The organism is Iodobacter violaceini (assembly GCF_011601265.1).
In the GTDB taxonomy this organism is placed as follows: domain Bacteria; phylum Pseudomonadota; class Gammaproteobacteria; order Burkholderiales; family Chitinibacteraceae; genus Iodobacter; species Iodobacter violaceini.
Map to the genome: position 1 here is coordinate 1 of NZ_JAAOLX010000019.1, position 14,960 is coordinate 14,960.

The following is a 14,960-nucleotide window of genomic DNA, read 5'->3' on the forward strand; positions in this document are numbered from 1 at the left end:
CGAACAGGACAGTGAAACACCTTAGCGCCGATGATAGTGCAGATTACCTGTGTGAAAGTAGGTCATTGCCAGACACCCTAAAGCAGTAAACAAGACCCCCGTACTCGAAAGAGGCGGGGGTTTTGCTATAAGTGAAGCAGTTGTTTTTTACTGCAATGAATAAATTATATTACTTGCTGAGCCGTATGAGCAGGTACAGAGAGTTAAAGTCTGGTGACCATAGCAAGGTGGCCCCACTCCTTCCCATCCCGAACAGGACAGTGAAACACCTTAGCGCCGATGATAGTGCAGATTACCTGTGTGAAAGTAGGTCATTACCAGACACCCATTTATTGAGTAAGTATAATATTTGCTCAAAACAAAAGCCCCGATATCGTGTGATATCGGGGCTTTTGTTTGTTCTGAAGAAAAAGTCTGGTAAGCAATCAGCCTAGCGGCATCACTTCTTTTTCATACATTTCATTCAGTATTTGAGCCATTGCTGCATAAATAGCAGATGCACCGCAAATGATGCCTTCAATGCCTGCTAATTGTTTGATCATTGGATTAGCAGTGTAATCACCAAGGGCGAGCAGGGCAAAAAGAACCGTGAGAGAGCCAAAGATAAATTGAGTCGCTTTATTGAGTTTTAGCGTGCCAACAAACAAAAATGCCGTAAAGATGCCCCACATGGTGAGGTAGGCGGTCATGCTGTTGATTGAGCTTGCTTCTGCCAGGCCCAGCTTGGGTAAGATCAGCAGGGCTACCAGCGAGAGCCAGAACATGCCGTAGGAAGTGAATGCGACGGTGCCGAAGGTGTTTCCTTTTTTCCATTCCAGCAGGCCCGCGATCACTTGAGCAATACCTCCGTAGAAAATGCCCATGGCTAAGATCATTGAGCTGAGCTCAGTTACACCTGCATTGTGCAGATTCAGTAGTATGGTTGTCATGCCAAAGCCCAGTAATCCTAATGGGGCTGGATTGGCAGTTTGATCATGCGTATGAAGAGTCTGAGACATATTAAGTTCTGTTTGAATTTTTAAAGAGGCGCGATTATACCGAGCTTCTTCAGATAAAAATTTGGCTTAGATTAACTTGGCAGTATTTACCTTCCGAACGGTGTTATCTTCTTGTTTTTAATGGATAAGTTCGATGTGGCCTGAATAGACTTGTAATAAGGTTATGCCTTGAGAGTTGTTAGCTTTCATGATTTTTTATATCAGGTAAAAGACGATGTGTTTCGTATTGGCCTGTTAATAAAATGGCAGTAAGAGTAAGCTTAAAGCAGGAATATATTGATAAGGAGAGGGAAATGGTTAAAAGTATTATTTCTGATATGGATGGTGTGATTTATCGCGGTAAACAATTAATCCCTGGTGCAAATGAGTTTGTTCAGCGTTTATTAAGCAGTAAATTGCCATTTTTATTTTTAACCAATAATGCTGAACAAACCCCGCTCGATTTAAAGCTAAAGCTGGAAGCGCTGGGTATTCACGGGTTAAGCGAAGAGAATTTTATTACCAGTGCAATGGCTACTGCGATGTTTTTGCGCAGCCAGAAAGAGCGCGCTACCGTTTTTATTATTGGTGGCGGGGGCTTAATTAACGAGCTTTATAATGTGGGCTTTTCTATTTCTGAAAGTAAGCCGGATTATGTGGTGGTAGCAAAATCGAGCAGCTTTAATTTCGATCAGATGAAAAAAGCGGTACGCTTTATTGATGGTGGCGCTAAATTTATTGGTACCAATCCCGATATGATTGATCCGGTTGAAGGCGGGAGCGAGCCTGCTGCGGGAACAATCCTTGCAGCTATTTCTGCTGCTACGGGCAAGACACCCTATATCGTGGGTAAGCCTAATGCTTTGATGATGACATTGGCGACGCGTAAATTGGGCGTGCATCCCGAAGATACGCTGATGATTGGTGACAGAATGGATACGGATATTGTGGGAGGTATGGAGGCAGGTATGAAAACTGCTTTGGTGCTTTCTGGCGTATCAAATACCGAGATGATCGAACAATTTCCGTATAAGCCGGATTATGTGTTCAATCATGTCGGCGAAATTGATTTTACTGCGCTTTAAGTTGGGCGGGCCGGTGTATTCAACCGGCCATCTGCGGCCAGTTCCCGAATTTTTTGAATCGTTTCCAAGTCTGTTTGTTGCCAGGCGGCTTTCAGAAACTTTGCGTACTCTTCTTCTTCGCCCTGATCATTCACCGGCGTTTGATAATGAAAGCGTACAAACAGCATATTGGTTTCTGGTTCTTCGATTTTCATCAGCAGGGTGCCGCCGGCATGTTGTTCACCCGGCTCGGTGTCATAACGCACATGCACTTCATTAAGCAGATGGATACGATCCTGGATGTGCAAGGTGCCAATGATGATTTTTCTAAGTAAATGCACATCGCTGCGTTCAATAATTTCTACACTATCTATATGCGGCATAAACAGATCAGGCGCTTCTGCACGAAGCACTAAGCCCTTCCAGAGCTCTGCTCTGTTCAGGATAAAATCATTGGATGGGTCATTAACTGCGACCAAGTGCTCTAATTGCAAAATAACTCTCCTTAAAACGCTAGTATAGCGAATGTGCAGCATGGCATAACGGTGATTATTGTTAGGGTAGCAATCCGTATTTGCAAGGGCTGAGCCACAGCGGTTTGTGTTCTGGGTGCCGTTTTTCTGGCTAATCCTCCGGATTGATTCCGTATTGCGTAGTGTCTTGCAAAATAGGAGTGAGCACTGCACAGATGGATGCCAGCCAGCATAAGCGAGGTGTTTGCAATCGCAGTGGCTTATATTCGCGATGGCTTAGACTCAATAATAAAATCTGCAGGCGCCTGTTCTGCCTTATCTGTTAAACGAAGATGCTGGGCTTATTGGCTTTGTAATTGATTTACGGAGAGTGTCTCTGTTGCTGTGATGGCTGTATTTTGCATCTGCACTGATCAGATGAGTGAAATGGCGCGTGTAATTGTACTTTGGCTAATTATTTTTATGTGTATATACTTTAGTGAAGTCATTTTATTATTAGTCTCATTTTTAATGATAAATAAGTAATGACTTGAAAATATTATGGTTTTGGAGGGATATATTTATTCACAATAAATATTGTGATAATTCGCTCTGTATTATTAATTTGCGGTATGGGATAAAAAAAATGATAAATCCAAATAATAAGCCAATTGGTGTGATCGATGACGAGCAGGCGCTGGATATTGTGGGTGATGCCGTGCTTAAGCTCTGGGATGTTGTTGATGAATTGGCGCGCTTACGCCCTGCACATACGCCGGATTATCATGTCACTATCTTTGGTTCGGCGCGTATTCAGGATGGATCAGCCGCTTATGAAGCGGTTAAACAGCTGGCAAGTGAATTAGCGGCAATGGGATGCCGTATTGTTACGGGCGGAGGGCCCGGCTTAATGCAGGCTGCGAATGAAGGAGCGAGGGAGGGAGCTCCGGATCGGCCGGAAGCATCAGTAGGCATTAGGGTTGATTTAGATTTTGAACAAAATGTGAATGATTTTGTGGGTAAAGTTTATGAGCACAAAACATTTTTTTCCCGTTTGCATCATTTTATTTTGCGCTCAAATGCATTTATTGTTACATCAGGCGGAATTGGTACTTTATTAGAATTATCGATGGTATGGCAGCTGATTCAGGTGCGTAAACTTTATGACACGCCTTTGATTCTGGTCGGGGAGATGTGGCACGAGCAGGTTGACTGGGCCCGTCGCTATATGGTTGAAAATAATGCCGGTCTTGCCAGTGAAGTGGATATGCAGATTCCAATCGTGGTTGATACGATTGAAGACGCTGTTCAGCTGATCAGAGAGCATCATGAGAAATGGCAAATTGCAGGTTCTTCTTTATAAAGAAATAAAAAAGCCTCTGAACTTTTCAGAGGCTTTTTTATTTAAGCGGGCTTTTAATAAATAACGAGCTTAGTGCCTGCCTGAATGGATTTGGCACCATTCCATTTTTTCAGATCGGCAGTGGCTACTTTGTATCGCTTAGAAATCGATGCAAAGGTGTCGCCGCGTTTGGCGATATATTCACGGCCATCTTTACCTGCAGCCACACTTTCCGGCCGGGCTGAGACACGTAAAATTTGGCCGATTTGCACTTGAGCATCGGCGGTTTTATTCATGGCCTGAAGTTGGGCTACATTCATGCCGTAGCGTTTTGCAATATTGTATGCCGTGTCGCCCTTGATGACGCGATGCTCCGCGCTCGCGAGTACAGGCGCATGGGGTTTATCATTGGCACCAGTATCAACGGGCTCAGCGGCACGATTGGCTGCTAAGGCGGTGAGGGTCTGCCGGTCAGAGACATCGAGACCGGTAATTTTAGGCACCAGAATCGTCTGGCCACGGGCGATGCGCTCACGGCCGCCGATATCATTGATTTCTTTCAGCTCACTTGCGGCAACGCCAAATGCGCCTGCCAGCTGTTCAAAGGACTCACCCTGTTTGGTCACATAGGGTTGCCAGTTAAGCAGGGGTTTGTCGTAGTCAGCCAGATTTTTTTGGAAAGCAGCTACTTTGGCGACAGGTAATACCAATGAGCGATCATCTTTATAAGCAATAACTGGGCGGATAAAACCCGGGTTGAGTCGTAGTAATTCTTCAACAGGCGTTTCAGCCAGCTCCGCAGCTACTTTTACATCCATATGTTTGCCAACAGTCAGGGTGGCAAAATAAGGCTTATTAGGCAGGGATTCCAAGGTAACGCCATATGCGCCAGGATTAGCAATGATGTTTCGCACAGCCAGCAGCTTGGGCACATAGTTTCGTGTTTCGTCTGGCATGCGTAAATCAATAAACTGAGTGCCCAGATTGGCGGCTTCATTCTTTGCGACTGCACGGGCAACAGCGGTTGGGCCCCAGTTATACGAGGCTAAGGCCAGCTGCCAGTCGCCAAACTGGCCATAACTGCTGTTCAGGTAATCCAGAGCTGCGCTGGTGGCTGCAACAACATCACGGCGGCCGTCATACCACCATGTGCGTTCCAGGCCGTAGTCCTTGCCTGTGGCAGGCATAAACTGCCACATGCCCGCTGCTTTTACCGATGATTCTGCCCTGGGGTTAAAGGCGGATTCGATCATGGGTAAAAGCGCGATTTCCATAGGCATACCGCGTTTTTCAACTTCGTTCACCACGTAATACAAATAAGGTGTGCCACGTTTGATGATTCGGTTCAGGTATTCAGGGCGGCTGGCATAGTAGTTTTCCCATTTGCTGACTAATTGATGGTCCAGCTCTGGGATGGTAAATCCTGTACGGACACGGGCCCACAGATCGGCATACTCCGGGGCGCTGACCACATCAGAAAACAGCGCATCGATCGTACGATATGTGTCATCCTGAGGATCGAAATTGGGATTGTGCAGCTGATAATCCAGTTTGGCTGGGGCGTCAGTATCTGCGTAGGAACCCAAGGAACACAGACCTGAGATGAGACCAACGAGGATGCTTTGTTTCATGGGTACCTGCGCTAATAAATACAAATAATCGAGCGATGCTGCCGCTGCTGTCTAATCTTGTCAATCTGTTTATGCTTAATGGCAGATATTCCTTTGAAATCAACGGAAGTTATCTTTCCACTTGCGCAGCGCAGCAAAAATCTCTACTGCAGTTTCTGCATGGGGATTTTGCTGTTGGGCGGCGCGGATGACACTCTTTTGATCGCAGCGTAAATAGGGATTGCTGGCTTTTTCTTTAGCAATCGTGGAAGGCAGGGTGGGGAGTACTTGCTGACGCAGTGCCGTGTCAGATTGCATCCGTTCTAGCAATGCCTGATTATCTGGTTCTACTGCAAGAGCAAACTTAAGATTGGCGAGTGTGTATTCATGGGTACAGCAAACAAGCGTGTGATCAGGAAGTGCGGCAAAGCGCTGCAGGGACGCATACATTTGCCCGGCAGTGCCTTCAAAAAGTCGTCCGCAGCCGGCGGCAAACAGCGTGTCGCCACAAAAGAGTGCATCGGCCCCTACATAGGCCAAATGATCCAAAGTGTGGCCTGGTACAGCCAGCACTTTAAAATCTGTACCAAGCAAGTGTAATGTTTCGCCTTCTGTCACCGGGTTGGAAACATTTTTGATTCCGGCAGGTCCGAATACAGGCATCTGGTAGTGAGACCAGAGTACAGGCAGACCATCGATATGATCATGATGATGGTGAGTAATCAAAACCCCCGCCAGCTCTAACTGATTTTCTTTGAGATAATGAATCAAAGGCAGAGCATCGCCCGGGTCTACAGCAATGGCATGACGGCCTTTTTGCAAAACCCAGATATAATTGTCTTCGAAAATTGGCACGGCGCTGATGCGGATCATACAAGAATGCCTTTAAATGTTGATGCTCGATTGAACCACTTTGCGGATTGGCTCGCCACCCCATTAGGTCACTATCTGGCTAGTGCGGAGATGGATTGGTACGACCGTACTGTGACTGATATTTTTGGCTATAAGGCGGTGCAGCTTGAGTTGCCTCAGCTCGATTGCCTGCGGGCAAATCGCATGGCGTGGCGTTTTCAGGCCGGGCAAACTGCAGGTGTGGCTTTACGCTGCACGGGCGAGGCGTTGCCTTTTGCTAATCAGAGCATCGATTTACTTGCCCTGCCCCATGTGCTGGATTTTGCGGCTAACCCGGAAGCCGTGTTACGTGAGGCAGAGCGTGTATTAATGCCTGAAGGGCGGTTATTGATCACTGGATTTAATCCGTGGAGCCTGTGGGGTTTGCGCCGCTTAAGAAATGGCGCTCATCCTGCGCCGTGGCGTGGCAATTTTGTGTCTTTGCCCAGGCTGAAAGATTGGTTAGCCTTGCAGGGCTTTGAAACCATGCGGTCTGAATTTCTTTGTTATGGTCTGCCGGTGCAAAGAGAAAAATGGCTGTCCAGAAGCCGGTTTCTGGAGGATGCAGGGGATCGGTGGTGGCCTGCTGCAGGGGGCGTATATTGCCTGGATGTCGTAAAACGAGTGCATGGTATGCGTTTAATTGGCCACAAATGGCGCACGGCACCAGTCGTTACGGGGGCTGCAGTGGCAGGTGTTGATAAAAGGCATGTACTAAAAAGAGATTTGCAAGGCAGTGATCCCCAGATGAAGTGATTTAAGTTTTATTATGCGGGCTGGGCTGATCGCAGCGACGTGCGGTATCACTCATTTCTTGTAAGGTTTTAAGGCCATCTGCCCGGTTTTTGATGGGCAGTTTAATTTCATGGCCGCTTCCCAGATTGCCGCCGCCAAATGCGATGCGCAGCTCTTCATCGTTAATCTCTATGGTTTGCACTACGGTGAGATTGATAAATCGTTTGGTTTCGCTGCCCGGCACAGGCCATGGGCAAAAGGGCGCAGCAAAGACGCTGTTGCTTAATAGGGCCGTTATCATTAATAGTCGTTTCATACTGCGATTTTCCAGGATAAAAGAATGAATAAAGTAGTGATTTACACCGATGGTGCGTGTAAAGGCAATCCCGGTCCCGGAGGTTGGGGCGCTTGGTTACAGTATGGCGATAAACAAAAAGAATTGTGCGGAGGTGAGCTGGATACCACCAATAATCGCATGGAACTGATGGGGGTGATTAAAGCGTTGGGTATTTTAAACCGCCCTTGTGATGTGGTGATCTGGACTGACTCGCAGTACGTTAAAAATGGCATCAGCACATGGATTCATGGCTGGAAGAAAAACGGCTGGAAAACGGCAGCGAAGCAGCCGGTTAAAAACGCCGATTTATGGCGTGAGCTGGATGCGGCTCAGGCTCAGCATCAGATTGAATGGTGTTGGGTAAAAGGGCACGCCGGGCACGAGGGCAATGAGCGTGCAGATCAACTGGCAAATAAAGGCGTAGAAATTGCACAGGGACGTGGCTGATGCGGCAAATTATTCTTGATACCGAAACAACCGGTCTGCGGGTTGAAGACGGTAACCGTATTCTGGAAATCGCTGCGGTAGAAATGATAGACCGGCGTTTATCGTCGCCAGACCGGCATTTCCACTGTTATATCAACCCGGGCCGGGACAGTGAAGAAGGCGCTTTGAATGTGCACGGCTTAACAACAGAGTTTTTGTCTGATAAGCCTAAGTTTGCGCAGATTGCTGATGAGTTTCTTGATTTTGTAGCCGGTGCCGAAATCATTATTCATAACGCTCCCTTCGATGTGGGCTATCTGAATATGGAGCTGGGTAAAATTGGCCGTGGCAAGTTTACTGATCATGTGGCCAATGTGATTGATACGCTGGTCATGGCTAAAGATCAGCGGCCGGGCAAGCGTAATAATCTGGATGCACTGTGCGATTTCTTTGACATTGACCGCAGTAATCGTACGCTGCACGGCGCGTTAATCGACTGCGAGCTGTTGTCTGAAGTTTATCTGGGGCTGACCCGTGGCCAGGATAGCCTGCTGATTGATTTTGACCCCTATGCAGGTAACGATGCGGCTTTAGCTTTTGCTAAAAGTAATCGAAAACCACTGCGCATTATTGAGGCAACACCAGAAGAGCGGGCAGAGCATGAAGCTTATCTGGCTGTGTTAGATAAAAGCGTGAAGGGCGAGTGCCTGTGGCGGCAGATGGAAAAAGGCGCATGAAGCACATCGCGCTGATTCCTGCTGCGGGCAGCGGCTCACGGATGGCTTCGCTTACGCCCAAGCAATATCTTGATCTGTCGGGGAAGCCGCTGATCTGGCACACCCTGTCTGCCCTGGCCAAGGTGGCCGAGCTGGATCGTATTGTGGTGGTCATCTCGCCGGAAGATGAATGGTGGGATAGCTTTGATTGGAGCGGGTTCGCTCGTTTGGAAGTGCTGCGTTGCGGCGGAGCCAGCCGTGCTGAATCGGTGCTTAATGGTTTGTACGCTGTGCAGGCTGCCGTGGATGACTGGGTTTTGGTACACGATGCCGCCCGGCCCTGCCTTGATCCTGCTTTAGTCAGCCAAATGATAGCCGCGCTCAGAGGCCACCCCGTAGGGGGTATTCTGGCGGTGCCTGTGGCGGACACCTTAAAGCTGGCACAGGCTGGTCAGCATATTGCACATACCCACCCAAGAGACGGCCTGTGGCAGGCCCAAACGCCACAGATGTTTCGTGTAGCGCAGCTGGCCCATGCCCTGGCCACAGGAATGGGGCCGGATATTACCGATGAAGCCAGCGCACTGGAGAAACTCGGTTTGCAGCCCCGGTTAATTATGGGCAGCCCGTGGAATTTAAAAGTCACTTACCCGCAAGATTTACGCCTTGCTGCGCTGATTCTGGCAGCTGGCCAACAGGATTAATCCGGCAAAGCTTGACATGCAGGCTGTTCGTAATGGGTGGCCTGCAGAGTTAAAAGCCACTTACCCACACGTGATGCCTCGCTGCTTAAATTCAGGCGGCAGGCCGATAGGATAAATAATGAGAATAGGACAAGGCTGGGACGTACATCGTCTGGTAGAAGGTCGTAAATTAATTTTGGGCGGAGTGGATATTCCTTTTGAGAAGGGATTACTGGGTCATTCTGATGCTGACGCCTTATTACATGCCATTACCGATGCCGTGTTGGGAGGTGCTGGTTTAGGTGATATTGGGCGGCATTTTCCTGATACAGCGGCCGAGTTTAAAGGTGCTGACAGCCGTGTTTTGCTGCGGGAGGCCGTACGCCGTGTTCGGGAGGCAGGCTGGCAGGTTGGTAATGTGGACGCGTCTATCTTAATTCAGCAGCCTAAAATGGCGCCGCATATTGCTGCGATGGTGGCCAATATTGCCAGTGATTTGGGGGTGGCACCGGGGCAAGTGAATGTGAAGGCAAAAACCTACGAGAAACTGGGGCCTGTTGGCGCCTCAGAAGCGGTTGAGGCTCAGGCGGTGTGCTTACTCTTGCCTTTGTAATGCAAGGAGGGCGTATGCGTATTTTCTTGCTGACTTGCTGGTTGTCATCCCTCGCTTTTGCTGATCAGCTTGATACGCTGGTCTTGCAGCATAAAGTGCCTGATGAACTTGTGCCGGTATTACGTGCTGCTTTCCCTGATGCATCCATCCAGGGGATTCAGGGGCAATTATTGATTCGTGCCGCAGATCAGATCAGCTTTGACAAGATTGCCGCTATGGCGCGCAAGCTGGATCAGCCCGGCCGCCGCTTGCAAATCAGCGTGCAGCAGCGGGATAGCGCATCATCCACACAATTGGCGCTGGACGGGCGGGCGGTTATTTCCAATCAGGGTGTAAAGGGCGGAGTGCAAATCTCTGCTCATCAGCAGGCATCTTCTCAGCAGTCTCTGCAAACTCTGCGTGTTATGGATGGAGGCCGGGCCATGATAGAGCTGGGAAGCGAGCGTTTTGTACCTGTCAGGCGTTCAGGTTTTGCGGGGGAGTGGCAAACGGCCGCGAGTGGTTTTTGGGCGGAGCCTCGTTTAGTGGGCGATACCATTCACCTGCGTATTTTTCCTAAAAGCAGCCGGTTTGAGCGCGATGGCAGTATGGTTACGCACCAGATGAGCAGCGATATTTCAGTACGACTGGGGGAGTGGGTATTAGCTGGTGAGACCATCTCAACACGCTCTCAGCCTGAAGGGCAGAGGCAATATCAGGTGTGGCTTAAGGTAGATGCAGATTAATCCAGCCCGTTAAAAAGGCGAACCATCAAGCTGATGCATGCTGATCGTGCTGTTCTCCAGCTTTAAATAGCCGCCCTGGCCCTGATACCAGTCGGGCAATACCCAGCGCTGCCCTTGCGGGAGTATATGCATGGCAGGGCGGTGAGTATGGCCGTGAATAAGTGTCCGGGTATGCGACCGGGCCATCAGTTGCGCTGTGGCTTGGGGGTTAACATCCATAATGTCGCTGCGCTTCATTTGATTGGTCGCTTTAGAGCGCTGGCGCAGCTTTTCGACCTGGCCTTGCCGCCAGCGCCGTGGCAGGGCCAGAAACAGGGCTTGTACCAAGGGATGCCGGACAATACGCCGAAAGCGCTGATAAGCGATGTCATCGGTGCAGAGTGCATCACCGTGGGCAATTAATAGTGTTTGCCCATTACAGAGAATAAGGCTGGGGTCGGGCAGGATGCTGAGCATGGCTGCAGCTGCAAAGCGTGCGCCCGGTAAGAAATCACGGTTGCCTGCTAAAAAGAAAATGTTAACGCCTTGCCCGGCCAGCTGTGCGATCGCATGCACAATTTCTGCATTAAATGCTTCGTCCAAGCTATCGTCCCCAATCCAGAACTCAAATAAGTCTCCCAAAATATACAAGGCGCTGGCGGTGCGTGCAGGCCCTTGTAAAAAGGCGTGAAAAGCCGCTGTCGTTGCCGGATCGTTTGGGGAAAGATGCAGGTCGGAGATAAATAAAATGGGAGATGGCATTCAATTGGCTGGGGGTAAGGTATTGAGAGGTGCCAGCGAAGGCTGGCACCTGAAATCATTAAGCTAAAACTTCAGCCTTAATGATCATTACGTCTTCTTTAGGCACATCCTGGTGAAAGCCTTTGCTGCCGGTTTTTACGGCTTTCAGCTGATCAACCACTTCTTTACCTTCGATAACCTTGGCAAAAACGCAGTAGCCAAAACCCTGAGCAGTTGGGCTTTGGTAGTTCAGGAAGTCGTTATTAGCTACGTTAATAAAGAATTGTGAAGACGCAGAATGCGGGTCTGGAGTACGCGCCATTGCTAAGGTGTAGGCGTCGTTTTTCAAGCCATTGGCTGCTTCGTTTTTAATCGGAGCACGGCCTTCTTTCTTTTCGTCCATGCCTGGCGCAAAACCACCGCCCTGCACCATAAAACCATTGATGATGCGATGGAAAATAGTGCCGTCGTAATGGCCTTCTTCAACATATTGCAAGAAATTAGCGACGGTAATTGGTGCTTTTTCTGCGTTAAGTTCAACGATGATATCGCCAAAAGTAGTGGTGAGTTTTACCTTGCTCATGATGTTTCCTTTTAAAAAATATTATTTGCCTGACTTTTTGCCAAGCTCGCGGGCTGATTGAATGGTAATGGTATTGACTGGCACATCGCCAGGTGCTGTTGGGCTGACACTGATTTGATCGACTACCGGCATGCCAGAAATTACTTTGCCAAATACGGTGTAACCAAAGCCATCACGGCTTGGGTAGTTCAGAAAGTCATTGTTTTTTGAATTAATAAAAAACTGCGCGGTGGCCGAATCCGGATCCGCTGTTCTGGCCATGGCAATGGTGCCGCGATCGTTTTTTAAGCCTTTTTCAAAAGCGATTTTGGCTTCATTCTTAACAGGCGGGCGGGTTGGTTTTTCGGCCATTTTCTCGTCCATGCCGCCGCCCTGAATCATAAAATCACGAATCACACGGTGAAAAATAGTGCCGTCGTATTGTTTGTCTTTAACATATTGTAAAAAATTTGCCACAGTCAGCGGGGCTTTTTCTGGATAAAGCTCGATTACCACTTTGCCTTTAGATGTGGTCAATTCAACCTGCGGATTGGCTGCAAATGCACTCAGGCTGGCCAGAACAAGGCTTGCTGCAACAACAAGACGTTTCATCGTGTTTTTCCAAAGATGTGATTAGAGGGCGAAATTTCGCGCAATTATAGCACGCGGTAACAGCGCCCGTTACATGGCTCAAATCCAGTAATGGCAATGGTTTACCCCGCAATTGTCATTGTTTTACTGCACTTATGGGGTAAAATCGCCTTATTCTATGGATTGATACCCTTATGCTGAAACTCCCTTCTCTGGACCAGTTTATTTCTGAGTTTGATACCGTTTTACGTACCCTCGCAGCCTCTGCACAAAGCGTTCGTCCTCATCCTGATGCAGCTGTTGCGGATATTGAAATGAGTGCGGCTGAAAAGCAGCATGCGGCAGGCCTGATGCGGGTGAATCATTGCGGGGAGGTGTGTGCCCAGGCTTTATATCAGGGCCAGGCATTAACGGCGCGTGATCCGGCTACCCGCGATGCTTTACGTGAAGCGGCGCATGAAGAAGTTGAGCACCTGGCATGGACAGAAGCGCGCATTGTCGATTTAGGCAGTCATAAAAGCCTGCTTAACCCGCTTTGGTACGCAGGCTCTCTGGCGATTGGCGTCACCGCGGGGGTGATTGGGGATAAGTGGAATTTAGGCTTTCTGGCAGAAACCGAGCGCCAGGTCGCAGATCATTTGCAATCTCATCTGCGTGAATTACCCGGGCAGGATGCAAAGAGCAGGGCCATTGTTGCCCAGATGCATATTGACGAAACCCATCATGCAGAAAAAGCAGAAGAATTAGGTGCGGCACCTTTGCCGTTGCCTATTGTTAAGGCCATGAAACTCAGCTCAATTGTGATGACTTCACTTTCTTACCGGCTCTAAAAATTGAGCTAAATCAGAGCAAATTAAAATAGGGTGTATGACGAGTAAATAGTTTACAGATTTGCGCTTAGGCTTGCAGATATAACGCTGATTAACGATTTACGTTATTTTGCTCTGGGGCCACCTATGTCTGAAATGAACTCACCACAACAGATTGTTGATTATGTTGACCACGCTGCGCTCGATAAAGCCGCGCTGCCTTTTTCCCGTTTAATTGTGATGGCGATGCTGGGCGGTGCATTTATCGGCCTGGGGGGCTTATTGGCGATTGTGGTGACTGGTGGCTCTGTTGAATTACTGGCAAGTAATCCCGGGCTGGCCAAGCTTTTGTTTGGGGCGCTTTTTCCCCTGGGCTTTATTGCTGTGGTGCTGACAGGCGCAGATTTATTTACTTCAAACTGCGCAACCCAGGTTGTTTCGCTGTGGAGAAAAAAACTTCAGCCTGCGCAGGTGCTTCGCGTATGGAGTGTTTCATATTCAGGTAATTTTATTGGTGCTTGTTTAGCGGCCTGGGCGTTTACCCATATGACTCAGCTTTTCCCTGCAGGGCAGCCGTGCACTCAGTACCTGCTCAGTGTGGCTGAGCATAAGCTGGCAAATCCCTTTATGGTGAGTTTTATGCGTGGGGTGCTGGCCAATCTTCTGGTTTGTATTGCAACATGGCAAGGTTATTCTGCTAAAGATACGCTGGGCAGAATGCTGGGGATCTGGTTCCCTGTGATGGCGTTTGTTGCGCTGGGCATGGAGCACAGTATTGCCAATATGTTTTTTATTCCGGCAGCGATGCTGGCGGGGCTGGATATTACCTGGGCGCACTTTTTTACGGCTAATTTATTGCCGGTCACACTGGGTAATTTAGTGGGCGGAGCCCTTTTTGTGGGGCTGCCGTATGCCTTTTTATATACCAGACCACAAAAAAATACAGCAGCTGCAAAAAAAATCTGAAACCAATATTTTTTTGTAAAAAACGCGCCAGTGGCGCGTTTTTTACTGGGCTTCAATCACCACAAAGTCATGGGTAATAATTGCGCTTTTTGCCAGCATGATCGATGCAGAACAATACTTTTCTGCTGATAATTTAATCGCCCGCTCCACTTGTTCGGGTTTTAAATCTTTGCCTGTTACGGTGTAGTGCAGGTGAATTTTTGTGAAAACTTTGGGCTCTGTGTCCGCGCGTTCTGCATCAACGTCTACAATGCAGTCTCTGACGTCTGCACGGCCTTTTTTGAGAATATGGATGACATCATAGGCCGAGCAGCCTGCCGTGCCCATGAGCACCATTTCCATCGGTCTGGGCCCCAGATTACGGCCACCACCTTCTGGCGGGCCATCCATAAGTACCGCATGGCCTGATTCTGACTGAGCCAGAAAACTCACTTCTTCTACCCATTTAACGCGCACTTTCATTTTGTTTTCCCTGTGTTTGCCGGGGTTTTTATGTAGGGTTTACTGCCCTGGCAGCATGCCGGACATCGCGCCTGGTATTTTGCATCGCAAAATATGTCTTGTCATGCTTTCTGTCTCACGTGATAATGGCCCTAACATCAGAGTGTTTTTTACTTTGTTGTTGTCTCCTCCATCCTCCTTTTTGGTGGGATTTCACGCAATCCAGATGGGTTGCGTTTTTTTTAGACTAGGCCCATTTTTGAAATGGGTAGTCACTAGATTTGACAAGTAAATGCGGGT

At 48.5% G+C, this 14,960-nt stretch carries 19 protein-coding genes and 1 rRNA gene; 11 read left to right on the plus strand and 9 right to left on the minus strand.

Features of this window, described 5'->3' with window-relative positions:
* The first annotated feature begins 209 nt into the window (after positions 1 to 209).
* A 5S ribosomal RNA gene (rrf, locus tag HA050_RS21040) occupies positions 210 to 323 on the plus strand.
* Between the two features lie 102 nt (positions 324 to 425).
* Here the strand turns inward: rrf and HA050_RS21045 are convergent.
* Entirely contained in the window at positions 426 to 998 is a 573-nt protein-coding gene (locus HA050_RS21045) for an acetate uptake transporter (protein ID WP_166830398.1), read from the minus strand.
* Between the two features lie 293 nt (positions 999 to 1,291).
* Between HA050_RS21045 and HA050_RS21050 the strand changes: the two genes are divergently transcribed.
* Positions 1,292 to 2,062, plus strand: a complete 771-nt coding sequence (locus HA050_RS21050; protein ID WP_046352157.1) for an HAD-IIA family hydrolase — start codon at positions 1,292 to 1,294, stop codon at positions 2,060 to 2,062.
* On the opposite strand, the gene HA050_RS21055 is transcribed toward HA050_RS21050, so the two are convergent.
* Positions 2,059 to 2,535, minus strand: coding sequence for an AtaL-like protein (locus HA050_RS21055; RefSeq protein WP_166830400.1), 477 nt, complete (start codon positions 2,533 to 2,535; stop codon positions 2,059 to 2,061). The genes HA050_RS21050 and HA050_RS21055 overlap by 4 nt on opposite strands.
* Before the next feature lie 604 nt (positions 2,536 to 3,139).
* On the opposite strand from HA050_RS21055, the gene HA050_RS21060 reads away from it, so the two are divergent.
* Positions 3,140 to 3,856: an LOG family protein gene (locus HA050_RS21060; protein ID WP_166830402.1), complete on the plus strand. Its 717-nt coding sequence runs from the start codon at positions 3,140 to 3,142 to the stop codon at positions 3,854 to 3,856.
* Between the two features lie 53 nt (positions 3,857 to 3,909).
* On the opposite strand, the gene HA050_RS21065 is transcribed toward HA050_RS21060, so the two are convergent.
* The gene (locus tag HA050_RS21065) at positions 3,910 to 5,466 is read right to left on the minus strand and encodes a lytic transglycosylase (RefSeq protein ID WP_166830404.1); all 1,557 of its coding nucleotides are present in this window, start codon (positions 5,464 to 5,466) and stop codon (positions 3,910 to 3,912) included.
* 99 nt (positions 5,467 to 5,565) lie between these two features.
* Positions 5,566 to 6,318, minus strand: a complete 753-nt coding sequence (gloB, locus tag HA050_RS21070; RefSeq protein ID WP_166830405.1) for a hydroxyacylglutathione hydrolase — start codon at positions 6,316 to 6,318, stop codon at positions 5,566 to 5,568.
* Between the two features lie 6 nt (positions 6,319 to 6,324).
* Between gloB and HA050_RS21075 the strand changes: the two genes are divergently transcribed.
* Positions 6,325 to 7,092, plus strand: coding sequence for a class I SAM-dependent methyltransferase (locus HA050_RS21075; RefSeq protein WP_166830407.1), 768 nt, complete (start codon positions 6,325 to 6,327; stop codon positions 7,090 to 7,092).
* A gap of 1 nt (position 7,093) precedes the next feature.
* Here the strand turns inward: HA050_RS21075 and HA050_RS21080 are convergent, their stop codons facing one another.
* Positions 7,094 to 7,387: a hypothetical protein gene (locus HA050_RS21080; RefSeq protein WP_166830409.1), complete on the minus strand. Its 294-nt coding sequence runs from the start codon at positions 7,385 to 7,387 to the stop codon at positions 7,094 to 7,096.
* A gap of 24 nt (positions 7,388 to 7,411) precedes the next feature.
* Between HA050_RS21080 and rnhA the strand changes: the two genes are divergently transcribed.
* The 5 genes from rnhA to HA050_RS21105 all read left to right on the plus strand — a co-directional run bounded on the left by rnhA (position 7,412) and on the right by HA050_RS21105 (position 10,571).
* Complete coding sequence (gene rnhA / locus HA050_RS21085; protein ID WP_099399348.1) at positions 7,412 to 7,855, plus strand: ribonuclease HI; 444 nt, start codon at positions 7,412 to 7,414, stop codon at positions 7,853 to 7,855.
* Entirely contained in the window at positions 7,855 to 8,571 is a 717-nt protein-coding gene (gene dnaQ / locus HA050_RS21090; RefSeq protein WP_166830411.1) for a DNA polymerase III subunit epsilon, read from the plus strand. Before rnhA ends, dnaQ begins: the two co-directional genes overlap by 1 nt.
* Positions 8,568 to 9,254, plus strand: coding sequence for a 2-C-methyl-D-erythritol 4-phosphate cytidylyltransferase (gene ispD, locus HA050_RS21095; RefSeq protein ID WP_166830413.1), 687 nt, complete (start codon positions 8,568 to 8,570; stop codon positions 9,252 to 9,254). The genes dnaQ and ispD overlap by 4 nt, the downstream gene beginning before the upstream one ends.
* Positions 9,255 to 9,372: 118 nt before the next feature.
* On the plus strand, positions 9,373 to 9,846 hold the full coding sequence (ispF, locus tag HA050_RS21100) for a 2-C-methyl-D-erythritol 2,4-cyclodiphosphate synthase (protein ID WP_205836542.1): 474 nt from the start codon (positions 9,373 to 9,375) through the stop codon (positions 9,844 to 9,846).
* A 14-nt stretch (positions 9,847 to 9,860) separates the two neighbouring features.
* Entirely contained in the window at positions 9,861 to 10,571 is a 711-nt protein-coding gene (locus tag HA050_RS21105; RefSeq protein ID WP_166830415.1) for a hypothetical protein, read from the plus strand.
* A gap of 9 nt (positions 10,572 to 10,580) precedes the next feature.
* Here HA050_RS21105 and HA050_RS21110 read toward each other — a convergent pair whose 3' ends face one another.
* Genes HA050_RS21110 through HA050_RS21120 form a run of 3 tightly spaced genes read right to left on the minus strand, consistent with a single transcriptional unit; the run spans position 10,581 to position 12,465 of the window.
* Positions 10,581 to 11,312: a UDP-2,3-diacylglucosamine diphosphatase gene (locus HA050_RS21110; RefSeq protein WP_166830417.1), complete on the minus strand. Its 732-nt coding sequence runs from the start codon at positions 11,310 to 11,312 to the stop codon at positions 10,581 to 10,583.
* Positions 11,313 to 11,370: 58 nt separating this feature from the next.
* Entirely contained in the window at positions 11,371 to 11,874 is a 504-nt protein-coding gene (locus tag HA050_RS21115; RefSeq protein WP_166830419.1) for a peptidylprolyl isomerase, read from the minus strand.
* A 21-nt stretch (positions 11,875 to 11,895) separates the two neighbouring features.
* Positions 11,896 to 12,465: a peptidylprolyl isomerase gene (locus HA050_RS21120; RefSeq protein WP_166830421.1), complete on the minus strand. Its 570-nt coding sequence runs from the start codon at positions 12,463 to 12,465 to the stop codon at positions 11,896 to 11,898.
* Positions 12,466 to 12,638: 173 nt separating this feature from the next.
* On the opposite strand from HA050_RS21120, the gene coq7 reads away from it, so the two are divergent.
* Positions 12,639 to 13,274 carry a 2-polyprenyl-3-methyl-6-methoxy-1,4-benzoquinone monooxygenase gene (coq7, locus tag HA050_RS21125; protein WP_166830423.1) on the plus strand — a complete coding sequence of 212 codons (636 nt, stop codon included), beginning with the start codon at positions 12,639 to 12,641 and terminating at the stop codon, positions 13,272 to 13,274.
* 126 nt (positions 13,275 to 13,400) lie between these two features.
* Positions 13,401 to 14,219 (plus strand): formate/nitrite transporter family protein, encoded by an 819-nt coding sequence (locus HA050_RS21130; protein ID WP_166830425.1) that lies wholly within the window; start codon positions 13,401 to 13,403, stop codon positions 14,217 to 14,219.
* A gap of 42 nt (positions 14,220 to 14,261) precedes the next feature.
* Here HA050_RS21130 and HA050_RS21135 read toward each other — a convergent pair whose 3' ends face one another.
* On the minus strand, positions 14,262 to 14,681 hold the full coding sequence (locus HA050_RS21135) for an OsmC family protein (RefSeq protein ID WP_166830427.1): 420 nt from the start codon (positions 14,679 to 14,681) through the stop codon (positions 14,262 to 14,264).
* Positions 14,682 to 14,960 lie beyond the last annotated feature (279 nt).